General features: G+C 47.0%; 16 protein-coding genes. 14 read left to right on the top strand and 2 right to left on the bottom strand.

Features of this window, described 5'->3' with window-relative positions; translation table 11 throughout:
- Positions 1–17 precede the first annotated feature (17 nt).
- Genes ANT_RS03585 through ANT_RS03605 form a run of 5 tightly spaced genes read left to right on the top strand, consistent with a single transcriptional unit; the run spans position 18 to position 6049 of the window.
- Positions 18–1466, top strand: a complete 1449-nt coding sequence (locus tag ANT_RS03585) for an ethanolamine ammonia-lyase reactivating factor EutA (protein WP_013559145.1) — start codon at positions 18–20, stop codon at positions 1464–1466.
- Positions 1467–1519: 53 nt separating this feature from the next.
- A complete protein-coding gene (locus ANT_RS03590; RefSeq protein ID WP_013559146.1) occupies positions 1520–2890 on the top strand; it encodes an ethanolamine ammonia-lyase subunit EutB in 1371 nt (456 codons plus the stop codon).
- Between the two features lie 12 nt (positions 2891–2902).
- Positions 2903–3808: an ethanolamine ammonia-lyase subunit EutC gene (gene eutC / locus ANT_RS03595; RefSeq protein ID WP_013559147.1), complete on the top strand. Its 906-nt coding sequence runs from the start codon at positions 2903–2905 to the stop codon at positions 3806–3808.
- 26 nt (positions 3809–3834) lie between these two features.
- A complete protein-coding gene (gene eutL / locus ANT_RS03600) occupies positions 3835–4491 on the top strand; it encodes an ethanolamine utilization microcompartment protein EutL (protein WP_013559148.1) in 657 nt (218 codons plus the stop codon).
- Positions 4492–4549: 58 nt separating this feature from the next.
- On the top strand, positions 4550–6049 hold the full coding sequence (locus ANT_RS03605) for an aldehyde dehydrogenase family protein (protein WP_013559149.1): 1500 nt from the start codon (positions 4550–4552) through the stop codon (positions 6047–6049).
- Here the strand turns inward: ANT_RS03605 and ANT_RS17540 are convergent.
- Positions 6023–6241, bottom strand: coding sequence for a hypothetical protein (locus tag ANT_RS17540; RefSeq protein ID WP_041454586.1), 219 nt, complete (start codon positions 6239–6241; stop codon positions 6023–6025). The two genes, ANT_RS03605 and ANT_RS17540, sit on opposite strands and share 27 nt — an antisense overlap.
- Positions 6242–6324: 83 nt before the next feature.
- Here ANT_RS17540 and eutM point away from each other — a divergent pair, with 83 nt between their 5' ends.
- The 6 genes from eutM (at position 6325) to ANT_RS03640 (ending at position 9964) form a co-directional block, all read left to right on the top strand.
- Entirely contained in the window at positions 6325–6606 is a 282-nt protein-coding gene (gene eutM, locus ANT_RS03615; RefSeq protein ID WP_041455268.1) for an ethanolamine utilization microcompartment protein EutM, read from the top strand.
- Between the two features lie 136 nt (positions 6607–6742).
- A complete protein-coding gene (locus ANT_RS03620) occupies positions 6743–7360 on the top strand; it encodes a cupin domain-containing protein (RefSeq protein ID WP_013559151.1) in 618 nt (205 codons plus the stop codon).
- 149 nt (positions 7361–7509) lie between these two features.
- Complete coding sequence (locus ANT_RS03625) at positions 7510–8193, top strand: hypothetical protein (RefSeq protein ID WP_041454588.1); 684 nt, start codon at positions 7510–7512, stop codon at positions 8191–8193.
- The gene (gene eutJ, locus ANT_RS03630) at positions 8190–9014 is read left to right on the top strand and encodes an ethanolamine utilization protein EutJ (protein ID WP_013559153.1); all 825 of its coding nucleotides are present in this window, start codon (positions 8190–8192) and stop codon (positions 9012–9014) included. Before ANT_RS03625 ends, eutJ begins: the two co-directional genes overlap by 4 nt.
- 9 nt (positions 9015–9023) lie before the next feature.
- Complete coding sequence (locus tag ANT_RS03635; RefSeq protein WP_013559154.1) at positions 9024–9647, top strand: hypothetical protein; 624 nt, start codon at positions 9024–9026, stop codon at positions 9645–9647.
- Positions 9648–9661: 14 nt separating this feature from the next.
- The gene (locus ANT_RS03640) at positions 9662–9964 is read left to right on the top strand and encodes a hypothetical protein (RefSeq protein ID WP_013559155.1); all 303 of its coding nucleotides are present in this window, start codon (positions 9662–9664) and stop codon (positions 9962–9964) included.
- On the opposite strand, the gene ANT_RS03645 is transcribed toward ANT_RS03640, so the two are convergent.
- Entirely contained in the window at positions 9947–10726 is a 780-nt protein-coding gene (locus ANT_RS03645; protein ID WP_013559156.1) for a ParA family protein, read from the bottom strand. The two genes, ANT_RS03640 and ANT_RS03645, sit on opposite strands and share 18 nt — an antisense overlap.
- A gap of 677 nt (positions 10727–11403) precedes the next feature.
- On the opposite strand from ANT_RS03645, the gene ANT_RS03655 reads away from it, so the two are divergent.
- From ANT_RS03655 to ANT_RS03665, 3 genes are all read left to right on the top strand, one after another.
- Positions 11404–12519, top strand: coding sequence for an HNH endonuclease domain-containing protein (locus ANT_RS03655; protein WP_013559157.1), 1116 nt, complete (start codon positions 11404–11406; stop codon positions 12517–12519).
- Positions 12516–13394 carry an HIT family protein gene (locus ANT_RS03660; protein WP_013559158.1) on the top strand — a complete coding sequence of 293 codons (879 nt, stop codon included), beginning with the start codon at positions 12516–12518 and terminating at the stop codon, positions 13392–13394. The genes ANT_RS03655 and ANT_RS03660 overlap by 4 nt, the downstream gene beginning before the upstream one ends.
- Positions 13395–13694: 300 nt before the next feature.
- Positions 13695–14441, top strand: coding sequence for a cysteine desulfurase family protein (locus ANT_RS03665; protein ID WP_013559159.1), 747 nt, complete (start codon positions 13695–13697; stop codon positions 14439–14441).
- Positions 14442–14617: the final 176 nt, after the last annotated feature.

Raw genomic sequence — 14617 nt, forward strand, 5'->3', positions numbered from 1 at the left:
TTTGGAGGCGCTTGTCCATGTCTGATACGCGGGAAATGCTCAGTGTTGGCATCGATGTTGGCACTACAACCACCCAACTGGTCTTTTCCCGTTTGTCAGTAAAGAGTGTTTCCCGACCAGGACAAGTCCCCCGGTTTCAGGTCAGCGCCAAATCAGCCGTGTATGAAAGTCCTGCTTACTTTACCCCACTGCTCAGTCCCGATTTGGTAGACGTGCAAAAGTTAACCGAAATCATCCGTTCTGAATATCAAAAAGCCGGAGTGCAACCCCAGCAGGTGGAAACAGGGGCAGTCATCATCACTGGCGAAATCGCCAGAACCCAAAATGCTGAGGAGATCCTGAAGGGCATTGCTTCGCTTGCGGGTGATTTTGTGGTTACAGTTGCAGGGCCTAATGTGGAATCGCTCATTGCCGGAAGGGGTTCAGGAGCGGCGGCATACTCTGCCGAAAATTACACCACCGTTACCAATGTGGATATTGGCGGAGGAACTTCAAATGCCGCAATTTTTCGATTGGGAGAGCATCTTTCCTCTTCCGCAATGGCAGTGGGAGGGCGTCAAATCGTCATTGAAAAAACCTCCGGCATTGTCCAGCACATTGCCCCTCCCGGACAACGCATCATTAACGCATTGGGACTACCAATTTTTGTTGGCAAACGAGTGGATGTGGAGATCATTAAGCCTTTTTGTGATTGTATGGCCGATTTGGTTGCTGACCTGATTCAGGGCATCGAGAGTGATTTGGGAAAGGAATTGCAACTTTCACCACCTCTAATCCATGCAGAGGAGTCTAAAATTCTGTTTATCTCTGGGGGAGTGGGCACCTATTTCTATCATCCTGTTGATATTCGCTCGCTGGCAGATGTCACAATCCACAATGATGTAGGTCCCTTGTTGGCACAGTCCTTAAGGATGAATCCCCGCATTCGAAAAATGCGCATAGAAGTTCCAGCAGAGACCTTGCGAGCAACCGTACTGGGTGCCGCCAGTCAGACGGTGACCTTGAGCGGAAGCACAATTTTCACAGATGCCAAATTGCTCCCCATGCGGAATTTGCCTGTCATTCGTCCAGCCCTTGAGGAACGCGATCTTCATGATCCCGCTAAAATCGCTGAAGCCATTCGAAATGCAACACGCAGATGGGATCTCAAACAAAATGCCGGAACATTTGCTTTGGCTCTCAACCTTCCTGCACGCCTGGATTTCCCCACGCTCCAATCTATTGCGCAAGGGGTAGTTCAATTTGCCAGAGAAGAATTGAAACAAGACGATCCCCTGGTGATTGTTGGCGAAGCAGATTATGCCCAGGTATTAGGGCAAACCATTCGGGCAATTCATCCGCAGATTCCTCTGATCAGTGTAGACCAAATAAATCTGGCTGAGGGGGACTTTATTGATATCGGGGAACCCATATTGGACGGCAGAGTAGTGCCTCTTTCTGTAAAAACATTAATCTTCTATCACTGATGAAGGATGACCAATCCACTTTCATCTGAAGTGTTTCAGCAAAGGAGTTCTCTATGCTCTTAAGAACCAAGCTGTTTGGAAATACATATGAGTTCGGCTCCATCAAAGAGGTGATGGCAAAAGCCAACGAAGAGAAATCTGGCGATCGTTTGGCTGGAATTGCCGCAAGAAGCGTATCCGAACGCATGGCTGCCCGGTACGTTCTGGCAGAAGTGACACTGGAAACCCTGCGAAATCACCCGGCAGTGCCTTACGAACAGGATGAGGTCACACGCGTTATCCAGGACTCTGTAAACGAGACCATTTACAACGAGATAAAGCACTGGACAGTGGGCGAATTTCGTGAATGGCTGCTGGCAGATACCACCACCGGAGATATGATCAAGCGCATTAGCAACGGGCTTACCGCCGAGATGGTTGCCGCTGTTACCAAACTCATGTCCAACATGGATCTCATGGTAGCGGCTCGGAAAATTCGCATCACTGCCCACTGCAACAACACCATCGGATTGGAAGGCACCCTGGCATCCCGAAATCAGCCTAACCACCCAACCGATTCTCCCGAAGGAATTCGTGCCACCATCTATGAAGGATTATCTTTTGGCTCTGGCGATAGTGTCATCGGCATCAATCCCGTCGATGACTCTTTGGGGAGCGTCATGCGCTTGTTGGAAATGACCTACGACATCATCCAGAAGTGGGAGATTCCAACGCAAAACTGCGTACTTGCACATGTAACTACACAAATGGAAGCCATGCGGCGAGGAGCGCCGGTTGGGTTGGTTTTCCAGAGTCTGGCAGGATCGCAGAAAGCCAATGAGGCTTTTGGCGTCACGGTAGCAATGATGGATGAAGCCTATGAAATGGCAAAGAAATATTGCTGGACAGCCGGACCCAATTACATGTATTTTGAGACCGGGCAGGGTACCGCTTTATCAGCCGATGCGCATTACAACACCGATCAATTAACCATGGAGGCGCGCATTTATGGGCTTGCCAAGCGATATAAACCCTTCCAGGTGAATACCGTTGTTGGATTCATAGGACCTGAATACCTGTATGACTCCGTTCAAATTACCCGGGCAGGCTTGGAAGACCATTTCATGGGCAAATTGACCGGAATTCCTATGGGATGTGATGCCTGTTATACCAACCACGCCAAGGCCACCCAAAACGACATTGAAAACCTGGCGGTTTTGTTGACTGCGGCAGGATGTAACTATTTCATGGGAGTCCCCATGGGGGATGATGTGATGCTGAGTTACCAATGCACCAGTTATCACGACACCGCCGCTTTACGTCAACTGCTTGGGTTGAGACCATCACCAGAGTTCGAAAAGTGGATGGAGTCAATTGGCTTGATGGAGAACGGGAAACTGACAGAAAAAGCCGGAGATGCCTCGTTCTTCCTGCAGAGAAAATAAGGAGCATGTCTTATGGAACAAGGGAAAGTAGATATTGAAGCGATTGTTCAAGCCGTTCTGGCTGAACTGAGTAAAAAGAATGCAGAACAGCAAGTTCCTTCTCAAAACCAAAAAGCATCCAATGGGGATTTGATTATCGACTTGCCAGACCCCACACTTCCCGAATCCCGCTTTGCTCCCGGAGTGAAAAAACCATACGATTCTGAAGGTTTGCGGAATTTGATGTCTACCACAACTGCAAGAATTGGGGTTGGACGAGCCGGGCCCAGACCGAGAACTTCTACATTACTTCTCTTCCAATCCGATCATGGCGTAACTCAGGACGCTATTTACGGGGAAGTAGAACAGGCTGTGCTGGATAAATTTGACCTGTTCACGGTTCAAACCCTGGTAGAAGACCGAAATCAATACCTCACCCGCCCCGATCTTGGCAGAAAACTGAGCGAGGAAGCCAAACGCATCATTGCTGAACGCTGTGTAAAGAAACCACAGGTGCAAATCGTTGTGGGCGATGGCTTAAGCGCTGCCGCGATTAATAACAACTTACCCGTGATTTATCCGGTCATACTGCAGGGTTTGAAAAGCGCGAACATAAGCGTTGGGACATCATTTTTCATTAAGTATGCACGGGTTGGGGTAATCAATGATGTGAACGACATCATTGGCGCCGATATAGTTGTTATCCTCATTGGAGAACGCCCTGGCTTGGGAATTGCAGATGCTATGAGTGCATACATGGGGTGGAGACCGACCGCCGGGAAGACCGATGCGGAGCGAGATGTTGTATGCATGATCACTGTCCACGGTGGAACGAATCCACTTGAAGGCGGTGCTTTTGTTGTGGACATGATCAAGAAGACTCTTCAGTATCAAGCCAGTGGCGTGGAATTGAAACTCAAAACCAGTGGACAAAGCTGATCATTCTGAAGTAAGGAGATGATCCAATGGCAATCTTAGATCCTATTCGCCCCAATATTCTTTCAGCAAGGATAATCCCTAATGTTCACCCGAGCTTTGCTAAGGAGATGGGATTACGCCCTGACCAGAAAAGTTTGGCGCTCATCACCTGCGATATAGACGATTGTCTGTATGTCTCATTAGACGAGGCAACCAAAAAAGCCGAAGTGGAAGTTGTGTATGCCCACAGTTTCTATGCTGGCTCAGCCCATGCTTCGGGCCCTCTCTCCGGCGAAATCATTGGTATTCTGGCGGCGCCAAACCCGGCAGAAGCACGCGCAGGACTGAATGCCTGCATTGAATATGCTACAGAGTATGCCTACTTCCTTTCAGCAAACGAAGAAAATACTCTGGCATTCTTTCCGCACACCATTTCTCGCTCAGGAAGTTATCTGAGTCAGGCGGCTGGCGTACCTGAGGGAACTCCATTAGCCTATTTGATTGCCCCGCCAATCGAAGCCACTTATGCAATTGATGCCGCTTTGAAAGCCGCCGAAGTTGAACTGCGAGTTTGGTGGAAGCCACCATCCGAGACCAACTTTTCAGGCGCGTTGCTCTCCGGTACGCAAAGTGCCTGTCGAGCGGCCTGTCAGGCTTTCCAGGATGCTGTACTGGAAGTGGCTCGTTATCCGAAAAAGTACTGAAATCTGTTGAACTTTCAGCAGAATGACAGGCTTCTCAATCCTCTTTTAAGGAGGTCTCATGGCATTACCAGAAAATTATGATCTGGATCTCCGTTCAATTCAGGAAGCACGTCATCTAGCAATTCAATGCCGTGAAGCTCAACGCGCTTTTGCTTTTGCCACTCAAGAGGAAGTGGATCGAATTTGTAGTGCGATGGCTGAGGCGGGATTTCGAGAAGCGGCAAGACTGGGACAATTGGCTCATGAAGAAACCGGGTATGGTGTACCTCGTCATAAACAACTAAAAAACGAGTTTGCCAGTAAAACGGTTTGGGATTCCATCAAAGATATCAAAACCACAGGCGTAATTCGTCGTGATGAAAACCGCAAGGTGATTGAAATTGCCTGGCCGGTTGGGGTGATTGCCGCTCTAACGCCATCCACCAACCCTACCTCAACAGCCATTTATAAAATTCTCATTGCGGTAAAAGCACGAAATGGTATCGTGGTGGCTCCCCATCCTTCCGCTCGGGCAAGCACCTATGAAGCCGTTCGGATTATGGCAGAAGCCGGTGAGGCGGCGGGGATGCCGCATGGGCTGGTTTCGTGTATGCAGAATATCACCCTGGAAGGAACTCAGGAATTAATGCGGCATTATGCAGTGTCCCTGATCCTTGCCACTGGCGGCTCTGGAATGGTGCGCGCCGCCCACAGTGTTGGAAAACCTGCCATTGGGGTAGGTCCTGGTAACGTTCCCGTGTATGTGGATCGCAGTGCTGACGTGGTAAAAGCGGCAAGCGATATCGTCAACAGCAAAGCCTTTGATTGTTCGGTAATTTGTTCCACTGAACAATGTGTTGTAGCAGATAAGCCCATTGCCGAACAATTGCGCGAGGAAATGAAAAAGAACGGAGCATATTGGCTGCCACCAGAGGATGTCCCCGCCATTGAAAAATTACTCTTTCAGGCTCCCGGCGCAATGAATCCCAAGGCTGTTGGAAAGACCCCTCAACAACTGGCAAAGATGGCAGGTATTCAGGTGCCTCTTTGGGCAAGAGTGCTGGTCGTGGACTTGCCCGGTGTTGGCAGGGAGTACCCACTGAGTGGAGAAAAACTGACCACTGTCCTGGGTTTCATGGTTGAAGACGGCTGGCGTGCGGGATGCGAGCGTTGTATTCAACTTCTCAAATATGGCGGGGATGGGCATTCGCTGGTCATTCATGCGCGCGATGAAGAGGTGATTCTGGCTTTTGGCATCGAAAAACCTGCCTTCCGCATTATCGTGAATTCATGGGGAACGATGGGAGCCATTGGAGCTTCTACAGGAGTGTTCCCCGCATTAACTTTAGCACCAGGAGGTCTTGGAGGGGCTATCGTCAGTGATAATATAACAACCACACACTTGATGAATATCAAACGCCTTGCCTATGAAATTCAATCTCCGCCCTCTGCCGCATATACTCTGGCTCCAGATGTGAAATCTGAGAATGTTCAATCTCTTTCCTCTTTTGCGGTCAGCGATGAAGAGATTGAGGATATCGTTCGCCGAGTGTTAAGGCAATTGGAACACCTCCGCTAACAATTGCGGTAAAGAGGTGAAAGCGCATGAACGATACACAGTGTCAGGCAATAACAAAAAGCGGGAAGAGATGCCAGAACCCGGCAATTCCGGGTTCCAGATATTGCCGGTTGCCCAGTCATCAAGCCTTAGCGGCAGATGAGATGAAATCTTCAGCGCCGGTATCTGATGAACCTTCTCTTCCAAAAACATCGGATGAATCCATCACAGGAGGCGAATCCATACCTCCATCCAAACCACCCTCTCAAATTCAACAAAAGGAGATTTCTATGACCATCCAAATGATTGCTTTGGGTATGATCGAAACAAAAGGTCTTGTGGGAGCAATTGAAGCGGCAGATGCCATGGTTAAAGCCGCCAACGTGAAATTGATCGGGAAAGAATATATCGGCGGCGGGTATGTAACCGTGATGGTAAGAGGAGATGTTGGCGCTGTAAAAGCCGCTACCGATGCAGGTGCCGCCGCGGCGCAACGGGTTGGCGAACTGGTTAGTGTGCATGTCATCCCTCGCCCTCACAGCGATGTGGAAATGATCCTTCCCAAAGTTTCGGAATAGTGTGGAAAGCCGTACCTGAGGGTGGAAAAATTTTTCGACAGAGCAAATTTTTCCACCCTTAAACCGGTAAAAAAATCCACACTACCATTCCTGGTATCATGCCGGGAGAAGTGGTTACTATGGGAGGATAAGCCCTATGGCAAAAAAATGCTACACTGCTCAGGATGTGCGAAGCCTGGCAGATCAAAAGGTTTTGGAGTTAAAACTCTCGCCGGGAGAATTAATTACTCCTTTAGCACGCGATGCGGCGCGTGAACTGGGAATAAAAATTATTGAAGTGGAAAAAGAACAGCCTGGCAGTCAAACACGTGCTGAAGTAGTCTCCAGCAGTTTGGAAGAACAAGTCCGTCAAATTGTTGGAAAACTGCTCGAAAAAGGAGATAACTCTGTTACTCCCAAAAGGGCATCGGTTGTGCATGTGGATGGACGTTCGCTGGTCATGCCGCCTTTCTCCTTTGAGATTAACCGTCCTGAAATGGATGTGCGCCTTGAGGATGTCATTACGGCTCAACATGGCTCTCCCATGGCGGCTGGTTTCATGACCCTGCATAAGGGGAGTTTTCCCTGGACGCTCACGTATGACGAGATTGAATTTGTGATTGAAGGAGAACTCCACATCGCTACGGATCAAGGCACAGTGGTTGGAAAACCAGGCGACGTAATCTTCATTCCCAAAGGCACAAAAATTTCATTTGGCACACCGCAATGGGCAAAGTTTTTATATGTAACTTACCCTGCTGAGTGGGCTGGTTAAGCGCAACAGAAAGGCGGTTTTTCATGCCAATAGTAACCGAAGCGCAACTCCGTGATCAAATCCGACAACCCAAAAAGGGGATGGTTATTCGGCTTCCTGCGGATTCCCGTCTCTCACCTTCTGCGCAAGACTTTTTGAAGGAATGGAATATGGAAGTGGAATTCGAACCAGCCATAGTTCCCGCAGGAAATCCTCGTCCTCCCGAAGATTCTTCAGCCAAACCCGCATGGGATAAGCCTGGAGAGTTTCCTGTTGTACTTACTGGAGAACTTCCCCGTTGCAGTACTTGTGGCATGCCTGTCAAACCCAAGCCCGATCACATGACTCAGTTGGATAACCAGTATTTCACTCCGAAAACACACCCGCGGATTCGTTTTCGAGGGAAGATGGACTCTCTCCATGCGCTGTTCCTTTTGGTTAGCGCAATCGCCAGGAGAGAACGATATCCAACATTAAGTGAGTTGTTGAGCACTCTGGCGGCTTATTGTCGAGAGATTTCCAGCGCGGAATACAATCAACGAAAAGTTGCGCCCTTGGAGTTGAACGGGAAAAGCGATGACGAAATTCGCAAAGCCACGCATACGCCCAAAGAAAGCGTAGGGATCGACCACATCGTCCCCGGATCTCACGATTCAGAACTGCTTCTCTGGTTAAACTGGTTGCGGACTCAGGTAAGAGAGGCGGAAATCACAGCCCTGGAAGCCTTTACTGCCTACGAGGCATCTGCGCCGCAAGAACCAGAATTAGCCCATGCGGTCAATCGATTAAGCAATGCAGTATATTATCTGGAATTGCTTTTCGTTGCAGGAAAGATTGAAGATAAAAACTCATGAATACCAACCTTCATTCTTTTTTACAAGAAGCCGAAAAAGCCATCCAGCGTCGTTCCATTAATGGATATCGAGGGCAGGTTCATTGTGGTGTAGATTTGGGAACAGCGTATGTCAGCATGTTTGTGCTTACCGAAGATTATCAACCGCTGGTTGGCACCTATCAGTTCGCAGAAATTGTACGGGATGGGTTGGTGGTTGATTTTGCCGGCGCGGTCGATCTGGTGCGGAAAATGAAAGCAGATTTGGAAAGCCGGCTGGGGTTTGAATTAACTTCCGCCGCAACCGCGTACCCGCCTGGTGTGCCGGTAGCAGAAGTTCGTGCTACTCGTTATGTTCTTGAAGCGGCGGGCTTGAACTGTTCAAATCTTGTGGATGAACCCACTGCGGCAAATGCTGTTCTGGAAGTTAAGGATGGTGCGGTTGTAGATATTGGGGGAGGGACGACCGGGATTGCTATTATTCAAAATGGAGAAGTGATTTATACCGCTGATGAGCCAACAGGTGGGACGCATTTTACTCTGGTTGTGGCAGGGGCTTTGAAAATTTCTTTCCATGAAGCCGAAGAGAAGAAAATTGATCCTTCCCAGCAACCTGTTTTATACCCGTTAGTCCGCCCGGTGATGGAAAAGGTTGGTTCTATTATTCAACGCCATATTCAACCCTATGCGGTGGATTGTATTTATCTTGTTGGGGGGAGCAGTGCGTTTATAGGGTTTCCAAAAGTGATTGAAGGGATAACGGGTATCAAAACCGTGGTTCCTGGCAATCCGTTATTTGTCACTCCACTGGGTATTGCAATGAACGACCGAATTTCTTCGTAAGGAGTAGTTATGGCAGACCAATTCGAATTACGTGCTTATTGCTATTTGGATCGAATGCAACCCCAATATGCGGCATTTGTAGGCACGATTACACAGGGAGATTTACCTGTTGAGGGGATGGCGAGCCTGTATGTGGAAATGGCGCCCGGTAACTGGGTATTTCGGGTGGTGGATATTGCCGTAAAAGCCACGGACGTAAGACCAGGGGCACAAATTGTTGAGCGCGAGTTTGGCATGTTTGAAATCCATTCTCTCTCACAGGAAGATGTGATTCAGGCTGGGCAAGTAGTATTGGAACAATTAGGGCTAAAAATCACCGACAGGAAAAAACCTGAAATTGCATCTCTGCAAGTCATTACCAACGTAAATCCCTATCAAGCGCAATTGCTTAACCGATTTGCACGAGGAATGATGCTTGTGCCTGGACAAACCATGTTAGTTCTGGAATGCGCTCCAGCGGCTTATATCAATTTAGCCGCAAACGAAGCGGAAAAAGCGGCTCCGGTCAATTTGATGCACATCAGTTCTGTTGGGCGTTTTGGAAGATTATGGATGGCTGGCACAGAAGCCGATATCTTAGCGGCAAGAGATGCGGCAGTGACTGCTTTGAAGGAAATTGAGGGTGTTCCCTAGAAGGGGAGGTTTGTATGGCTAAGAAATTTCTGACAGCAAAGGATATTGACTTCCATGCCGATCAGGGAGTCAAGGAGATTCATATTGGTGATGATGTTGTTATAACCGATTTGGGGCAGGAACGAGCCCGTGAGCGGGGTGTTACATTAACCCGCCTGCCAGCGGGTGTGAAGTCGCCCCCTCACCCCTCTTGCGAGGCAATGCCCTCAGATGCTGAGATTTTTGCTCAGGTGCGGTCCGCAGTCATTGCACGGTTTGGGGGTACACCTGACGGATTGGATCAGATTATTCAGAAAGTCTTAACCGGAAAGGAATGAGTCTGGCAGTTTGCCATGTTTAATCCAGAAATCAACCTTACTTGTTAACTCATGCATTTGTGGGAGTAGCCTGCCGCTGGTTAAAGGTTTGCCTTCGCCGATCGTTCTGGCAACTTCTACACTGCGTCCAATAATCGCAAGTAAGGGCAAGTCCATCATACGGAACTCATCCAGCATTTGTTGGTGTAATTTCAAGCGCTGGTCATACTGACTGATGACCAGTCCCAAAATTTCCAAATCGGGATTTAACTCGTTGCGAACTGCCTGAAGGCTCTCTAATAAAATAGAGACGCCTTTTTTATCAATAGGTGTGGGCAATGTCGGAATGATCACCGCATTTGCCGCATTAAGCGCATTTTCTACCAATAACCCCATTGATGGACCACAATCAATGATGGCCACATCATAATGGTGATCTATGGCGCTGAGAACTTTTTTGAGGATGTTTTCCCTACCCAGTCGAGTAACTAACCCAATTTCGGAGATGGATAAAGATAAACCGCCCGGGGCAAGGTGAAAATTTTCCTGAAGAGGGTGAATGATTTCCAGAATGGATAACTTGCCCGGTAATGAACTGCCTATTACCTCAGCAATACATTGTCCACTGCTTTCCCCAATGGTTGAGAGGGTCAAACTGGCTTGAGGATCAAGGTCAATCATCAACACCTTTTGACCAACCATTGCCAGCCCGGCAGATAGATTAAGGGTGATGGTTGTTTTACCTACCCCCCCTTTTTGATTACATACTGCAATGGTTTTCATTGTCACCTGACCAAACAATAGTTTTAAAAATTATATATTGATTTTGTTCAACAATTGTGTTGATGTGTATTAGGGAGGGGCTAAAATACTGAGGAAATAAACTCTATGGATGAACAGGAAATGCTGGATAGCATTGTTTGAAAATTTGAGACCAGTTAAAGCAACGCTCCAATGAGCGTAAAGCGCATTTCAGTGTCCAGGGATAACGGAAATGCACCATGGAGACCGCGCTAAACGTGCCAGGTAATGACGCAACTCATCATTATCCCACTCTACAAGTTGATTTCCACTTCTTCCACCTGTTCAGGCAAGGGGGCTTCAGGATGTGCTGAACCGCAGTTCGGTGTGGAGCAGGAAGAGGGTCAGAGACCCAGCGGGCGTCTATTCCATTGAAGGACACGCCTTGCTCTTCTTGCACTTTGCTGGTGAAGGTTTAGCAAAGGGAAAATCTTTGCTATACTAGTTTCCAAATAGAATTACCGTCTCAATGCCGACATTAATAAGGGTGGCTTTCCATAATGGGTGCAATTGTGGAAAAGTGAAACTGACTTTTTCTGGCTAAGCAAATGTATACACAGAAAAAATTTGTATAAACACTTAAGTTGAGATATTTCACGCTAGATATCTTCGTTTTCTGATAAAAGTACGGCTTCCATCTATAGAATGACATCATAGCCATGAACATTTCTCTTCCTTACACTCCGTCATTACCAATTCAAGCCCTCGCTTCCAGTTTCGATAATGTAACCAATTCTTACAAGTTTTACTGGTTCCTGGCTATTTTGGAGAGCATACGCAAAGACGAGGGGCGGGTTATACCTGTTCATGCCTTACTCGCACGCATGGCGGCAATGGGTTGGTATCCCATTAACTATTATCGATTGTCGTTTGGAAAACAGGATCAACTTGGTAATGTGATTACCTTGATTATGGAGCGTTCAGGTATAACCCTGGAGAGTACACCTGATACTATTGCGAATGTTGCGCTTGACCATCTTAGGAGAAAGGATGATGTTGGAGAGAAAATAAAGGATTTAGCCGACTATGTGCCTTACCGCTTTCTACGCCCATTTTTCACCGATGTGCTGAGGGGTAAGGATGATTGGAAGATTAATCGGCGTATTCAAGAACTTGCGGAACAATCCTTTTATACCCATCAGCCATGTTTATATCGGTTTGTGAATTTCACTGACAATATTGAGATTCATCCTGACTGGTATAACTATTTGCAGAAACATTTGGCAATCCTTACTGGTTTTTGTCTTTGGCATTTGATTAATTACCTACAGAAACATAATCCAAATGTTCCCGGTATTGCAGGAAAGTTGTTTAAACCACAAAGCCGAAATTTGCTACAAGCCCGTTCATTTTGGAATCTTGTATTAAGACAGGCGGGTTCATTGACCTGTATTTATTCGGGAAAGCCAATATTTCCAGGAAAGTATTCGATAGATCATTTTTTGCCCTGGCGTTTTGTAGCCCATGACTTGCTTTGGAATCTGATTCCTACTCCTAAGGAGGTGAATGCATCCAAAAATGACAATCTTCCAGATCCTTCCTATCTTGAGCCATTTACCAGCATGCAATACCAGGCAGTTCAAAGCATTGCTCCTATGGCTAAGTCAGAGAAGTTATTGGAAGATTATGTAGTTTTGTTGAAAGTCAGTAGTGTGGAAGAACTTCGAAAAATGAGTTTCGGTCAATTCCGCGATTCATTTCAGGCAACCATCGCACCACAATTGCAAGTGGCTGCGAATATGGGCTTTTCCGCGAATTGGAAATACAGACCATGAATTTTGTGTACCAATCGCCCCAGAATCCAAACAGTCATCTAACTGTAAAAGAACGCAATCAAGCGTCTTTCCCTGTTCGTTTTCTTTTGCAAACTAATTTAATTTATGGGCGTGTTCTGGACTTCGGTTGTGGTTTGGGAACAGATGTAGAATATTTGCGCAACCAGGGCTTTGAAGTTACGGGTTATGATCCTTATTATTTCCCTGAAATCCCTCAGGGGAAATTTGACACTATTCTATGCCTGTATGTCCTGAACGTCCTTCTTCCTGAAGAACAAGCTCATGTGTTGATGGCTATTTCGGAACTGTTACAGCCGGATGGTCGTGCTTATTTTGCTGTCAGACGAGATATTCAGAAGAATGGTTTTCGTTTTCATGTAAAACGCGGCGTAAATGTTTATCAGTGTAATGTGAGGTTGCCATATCGGAGTATTCTCCTTACAAAGAATGCTGAAATTTACGAATACCGGCATTACAATCGGTTACCACATTCCAACCCACATAATTGCCCGTTTTGTGCACCTGAGGAGGAACGGGAGTTACTAACTGAGTCTGCCAGCGCTTACGCTATACTGGATAAATTTCCGGTATCACCGGGACATGCTTTGATTATTCCTAAACAACACCTTGCCAGTTACTTTGATTTATCTTTTCACACAAAAACGGCTTTATGGCTGATGACAGATCGTGTGAAAGAGTTGGTTTCTGAAAAATATCACCCTGACGGATTTAACATTGGAATCAACATTGGAACATCTGCTGGACAAACGATACCCCATGTGCATGTTCATCTGATTCCTCGATATGCGGGTGATGTGGAAAATCCAAGAGGTGGGGTGAGGGGAGTAATTCCAGAGAAGAAAGATTACTTGTGATATACGTCGAAACTATGACAGCCAAATATCGTTTTTTCTCCGCCAATTCTGTTACCTTCGATTGCATTTAGCTTGGAATTCAAAATGCTCAAGAGATTCGTATTGCTACAGCATACCTTATAAAGCCTCAGGTTATCAGGTCTTGCAAACGGTGTTAAAAGAGAAAGAATCCGCCTGCTTATAGGATGTCCTGAAGGAGCCGAGGATCGAGTTGAGGATCGAGTTAAAGAGGTTATTGAGAAGTTCATTCGAGAACTTGCACATGGATTTCAAGAATGACAGGCGCGATCTTTACGTCAGTTGTTAGAAGCGCTTGAAAAAGCCCTGGATGAAAGCACCTTTCTTGTCTCTATCCAGAGTGCAAATAACGAAATTGGAACAATTCAACCCATTTCAGAAATTGTTTTCATGGCACATTCTCATGGCGTGCTGGTACATACCGATGCCGCGCAAGCCGTCGGGAAAATTGCCGTGGATGTTAATGCTTGGGGGGTAGATTTACTCTCTCTCAGCGCCCATAAAATGTACGGACCAAAAGGCGTGGGGGCGCTTTATGTGCGCGGGGGTATACGAAAAATCCCCATCCGTCCTCTTCTGGAAGGGGGCGGTCAGGAGCGTGGTTTGCGGGCAGGTACATCGAACGTCCCCGGGATTGTAGGTTTGGGCAAAGCCAGTGAAATTGCGTGTTCGGAAATTTCCAGCGAAAGCCTCAGACTTCAAACCCTACGGGATGAATTAGAGAAGCGTCTTCTGGAAAACATTCCTCATCTGCGTATCAATGCTCGGTTTGCACCGCGCTTTCCCAACACGAGCAGTTTGACCTTTGAAGAAGACGCCGATGTGTTATTACTGCGCCTGCCCCAACTAATGATGAGCACCAGTTCTGCCTGTAATACGGGCGCACCTGAGCCTTCTCATGTGTTACAAGCCATTGGGCTGACTCGAAAACAAGCCTCCTCTTCCATTCGCATCTCCCTGGGGCGCCTAACTACAGCGGATGATATCCATTTTGTTGTTCACCAATTTTCTTCCGTTGTCTCCAGATAGAATAAAAATGATCAACTTAAGATAACCATTCGGGATGCATAAATCGTTTGCTATCCACGTATTTCCTTGGTATCACTGGTGAGTAAATATTATGTGCCTCCCGCTTGATAAATTTCATCTTTTCCGGATATTTGTTGCAATTTTTACAAATTTTTGAGATGACTGTTCTAGGATCA

The organism is Anaerolinea thermophila UNI-1, assembly GCF_000199675.1.
Classification (GTDB): domain Bacteria; phylum Chloroflexota; class Anaerolineae; order Anaerolineales; family Anaerolineaceae; genus Anaerolinea; species Anaerolinea thermophila.

Coding starts and splice junctions, on each gene's coding strand:
- ANT_RS03585 (WP_013559145.1), top strand. CDS start 18: ATGTCTGATACGCGGGAAATGCTCAGTGTTGGCATCGATGTTGGCACT.
- ANT_RS03590 (WP_013559146.1), top strand. CDS start 1,520: ATGCTCTTAAGAACCAAGCTGTTTGGAAATACATATGAGTTCGGCTCC.
- eutC (WP_013559147.1), top strand. CDS start 2,903: ATGGAACAAGGGAAAGTAGATATTGAAGCGATTGTTCAAGCCGTTCTG.
- eutL (WP_013559148.1), top strand. CDS start 3,835: ATGGCAATCTTAGATCCTATTCGCCCCAATATTCTTTCAGCAAGGATA.
- ANT_RS03605 (WP_013559149.1), top strand. CDS start 4,550: ATGGCATTACCAGAAAATTATGATCTGGATCTCCGTTCAATTCAGGAA.
- ANT_RS17540 (WP_041454586.1), bottom strand. CDS start 6,241: ATGTTTTTGGAAGAGAAGGTTCATCAGATACCGGCGCTGAAGATTTCA.
- ANT_RS03620 (WP_013559151.1), top strand. CDS start 6,743: ATGGCAAAAAAATGCTACACTGCTCAGGATGTGCGAAGCCTGGCAGAT.
- ANT_RS03625 (WP_041454588.1), top strand. CDS start 7,510: ATGGAAGTGGAATTCGAACCAGCCATAGTTCCCGCAGGAAATCCTCGT.
- eutJ (WP_013559153.1), top strand. CDS start 8,190: ATGAATACCAACCTTCATTCTTTTTTACAAGAAGCCGAAAAAGCCATC.
- ANT_RS03635 (WP_013559154.1), top strand. CDS start 9,024: ATGGCAGACCAATTCGAATTACGTGCTTATTGCTATTTGGATCGAATG.
- ANT_RS03640 (WP_013559155.1), top strand. CDS start 9,662: ATGGCTAAGAAATTTCTGACAGCAAAGGATATTGACTTCCATGCCGAT.
- ANT_RS03645 (WP_013559156.1), bottom strand. CDS start 10,726: ATGAAAACCATTGCAGTATGTAATCAAAAAGGGGGGGTAGGTAAAACA.
- ANT_RS03655 (WP_013559157.1), top strand. CDS start 11,404: ATGAACATTTCTCTTCCTTACACTCCGTCATTACCAATTCAAGCCCTC.
- ANT_RS03660 (WP_013559158.1), top strand. CDS start 12,516: ATGAATTTTGTGTACCAATCGCCCCAGAATCCAAACAGTCATCTAACT.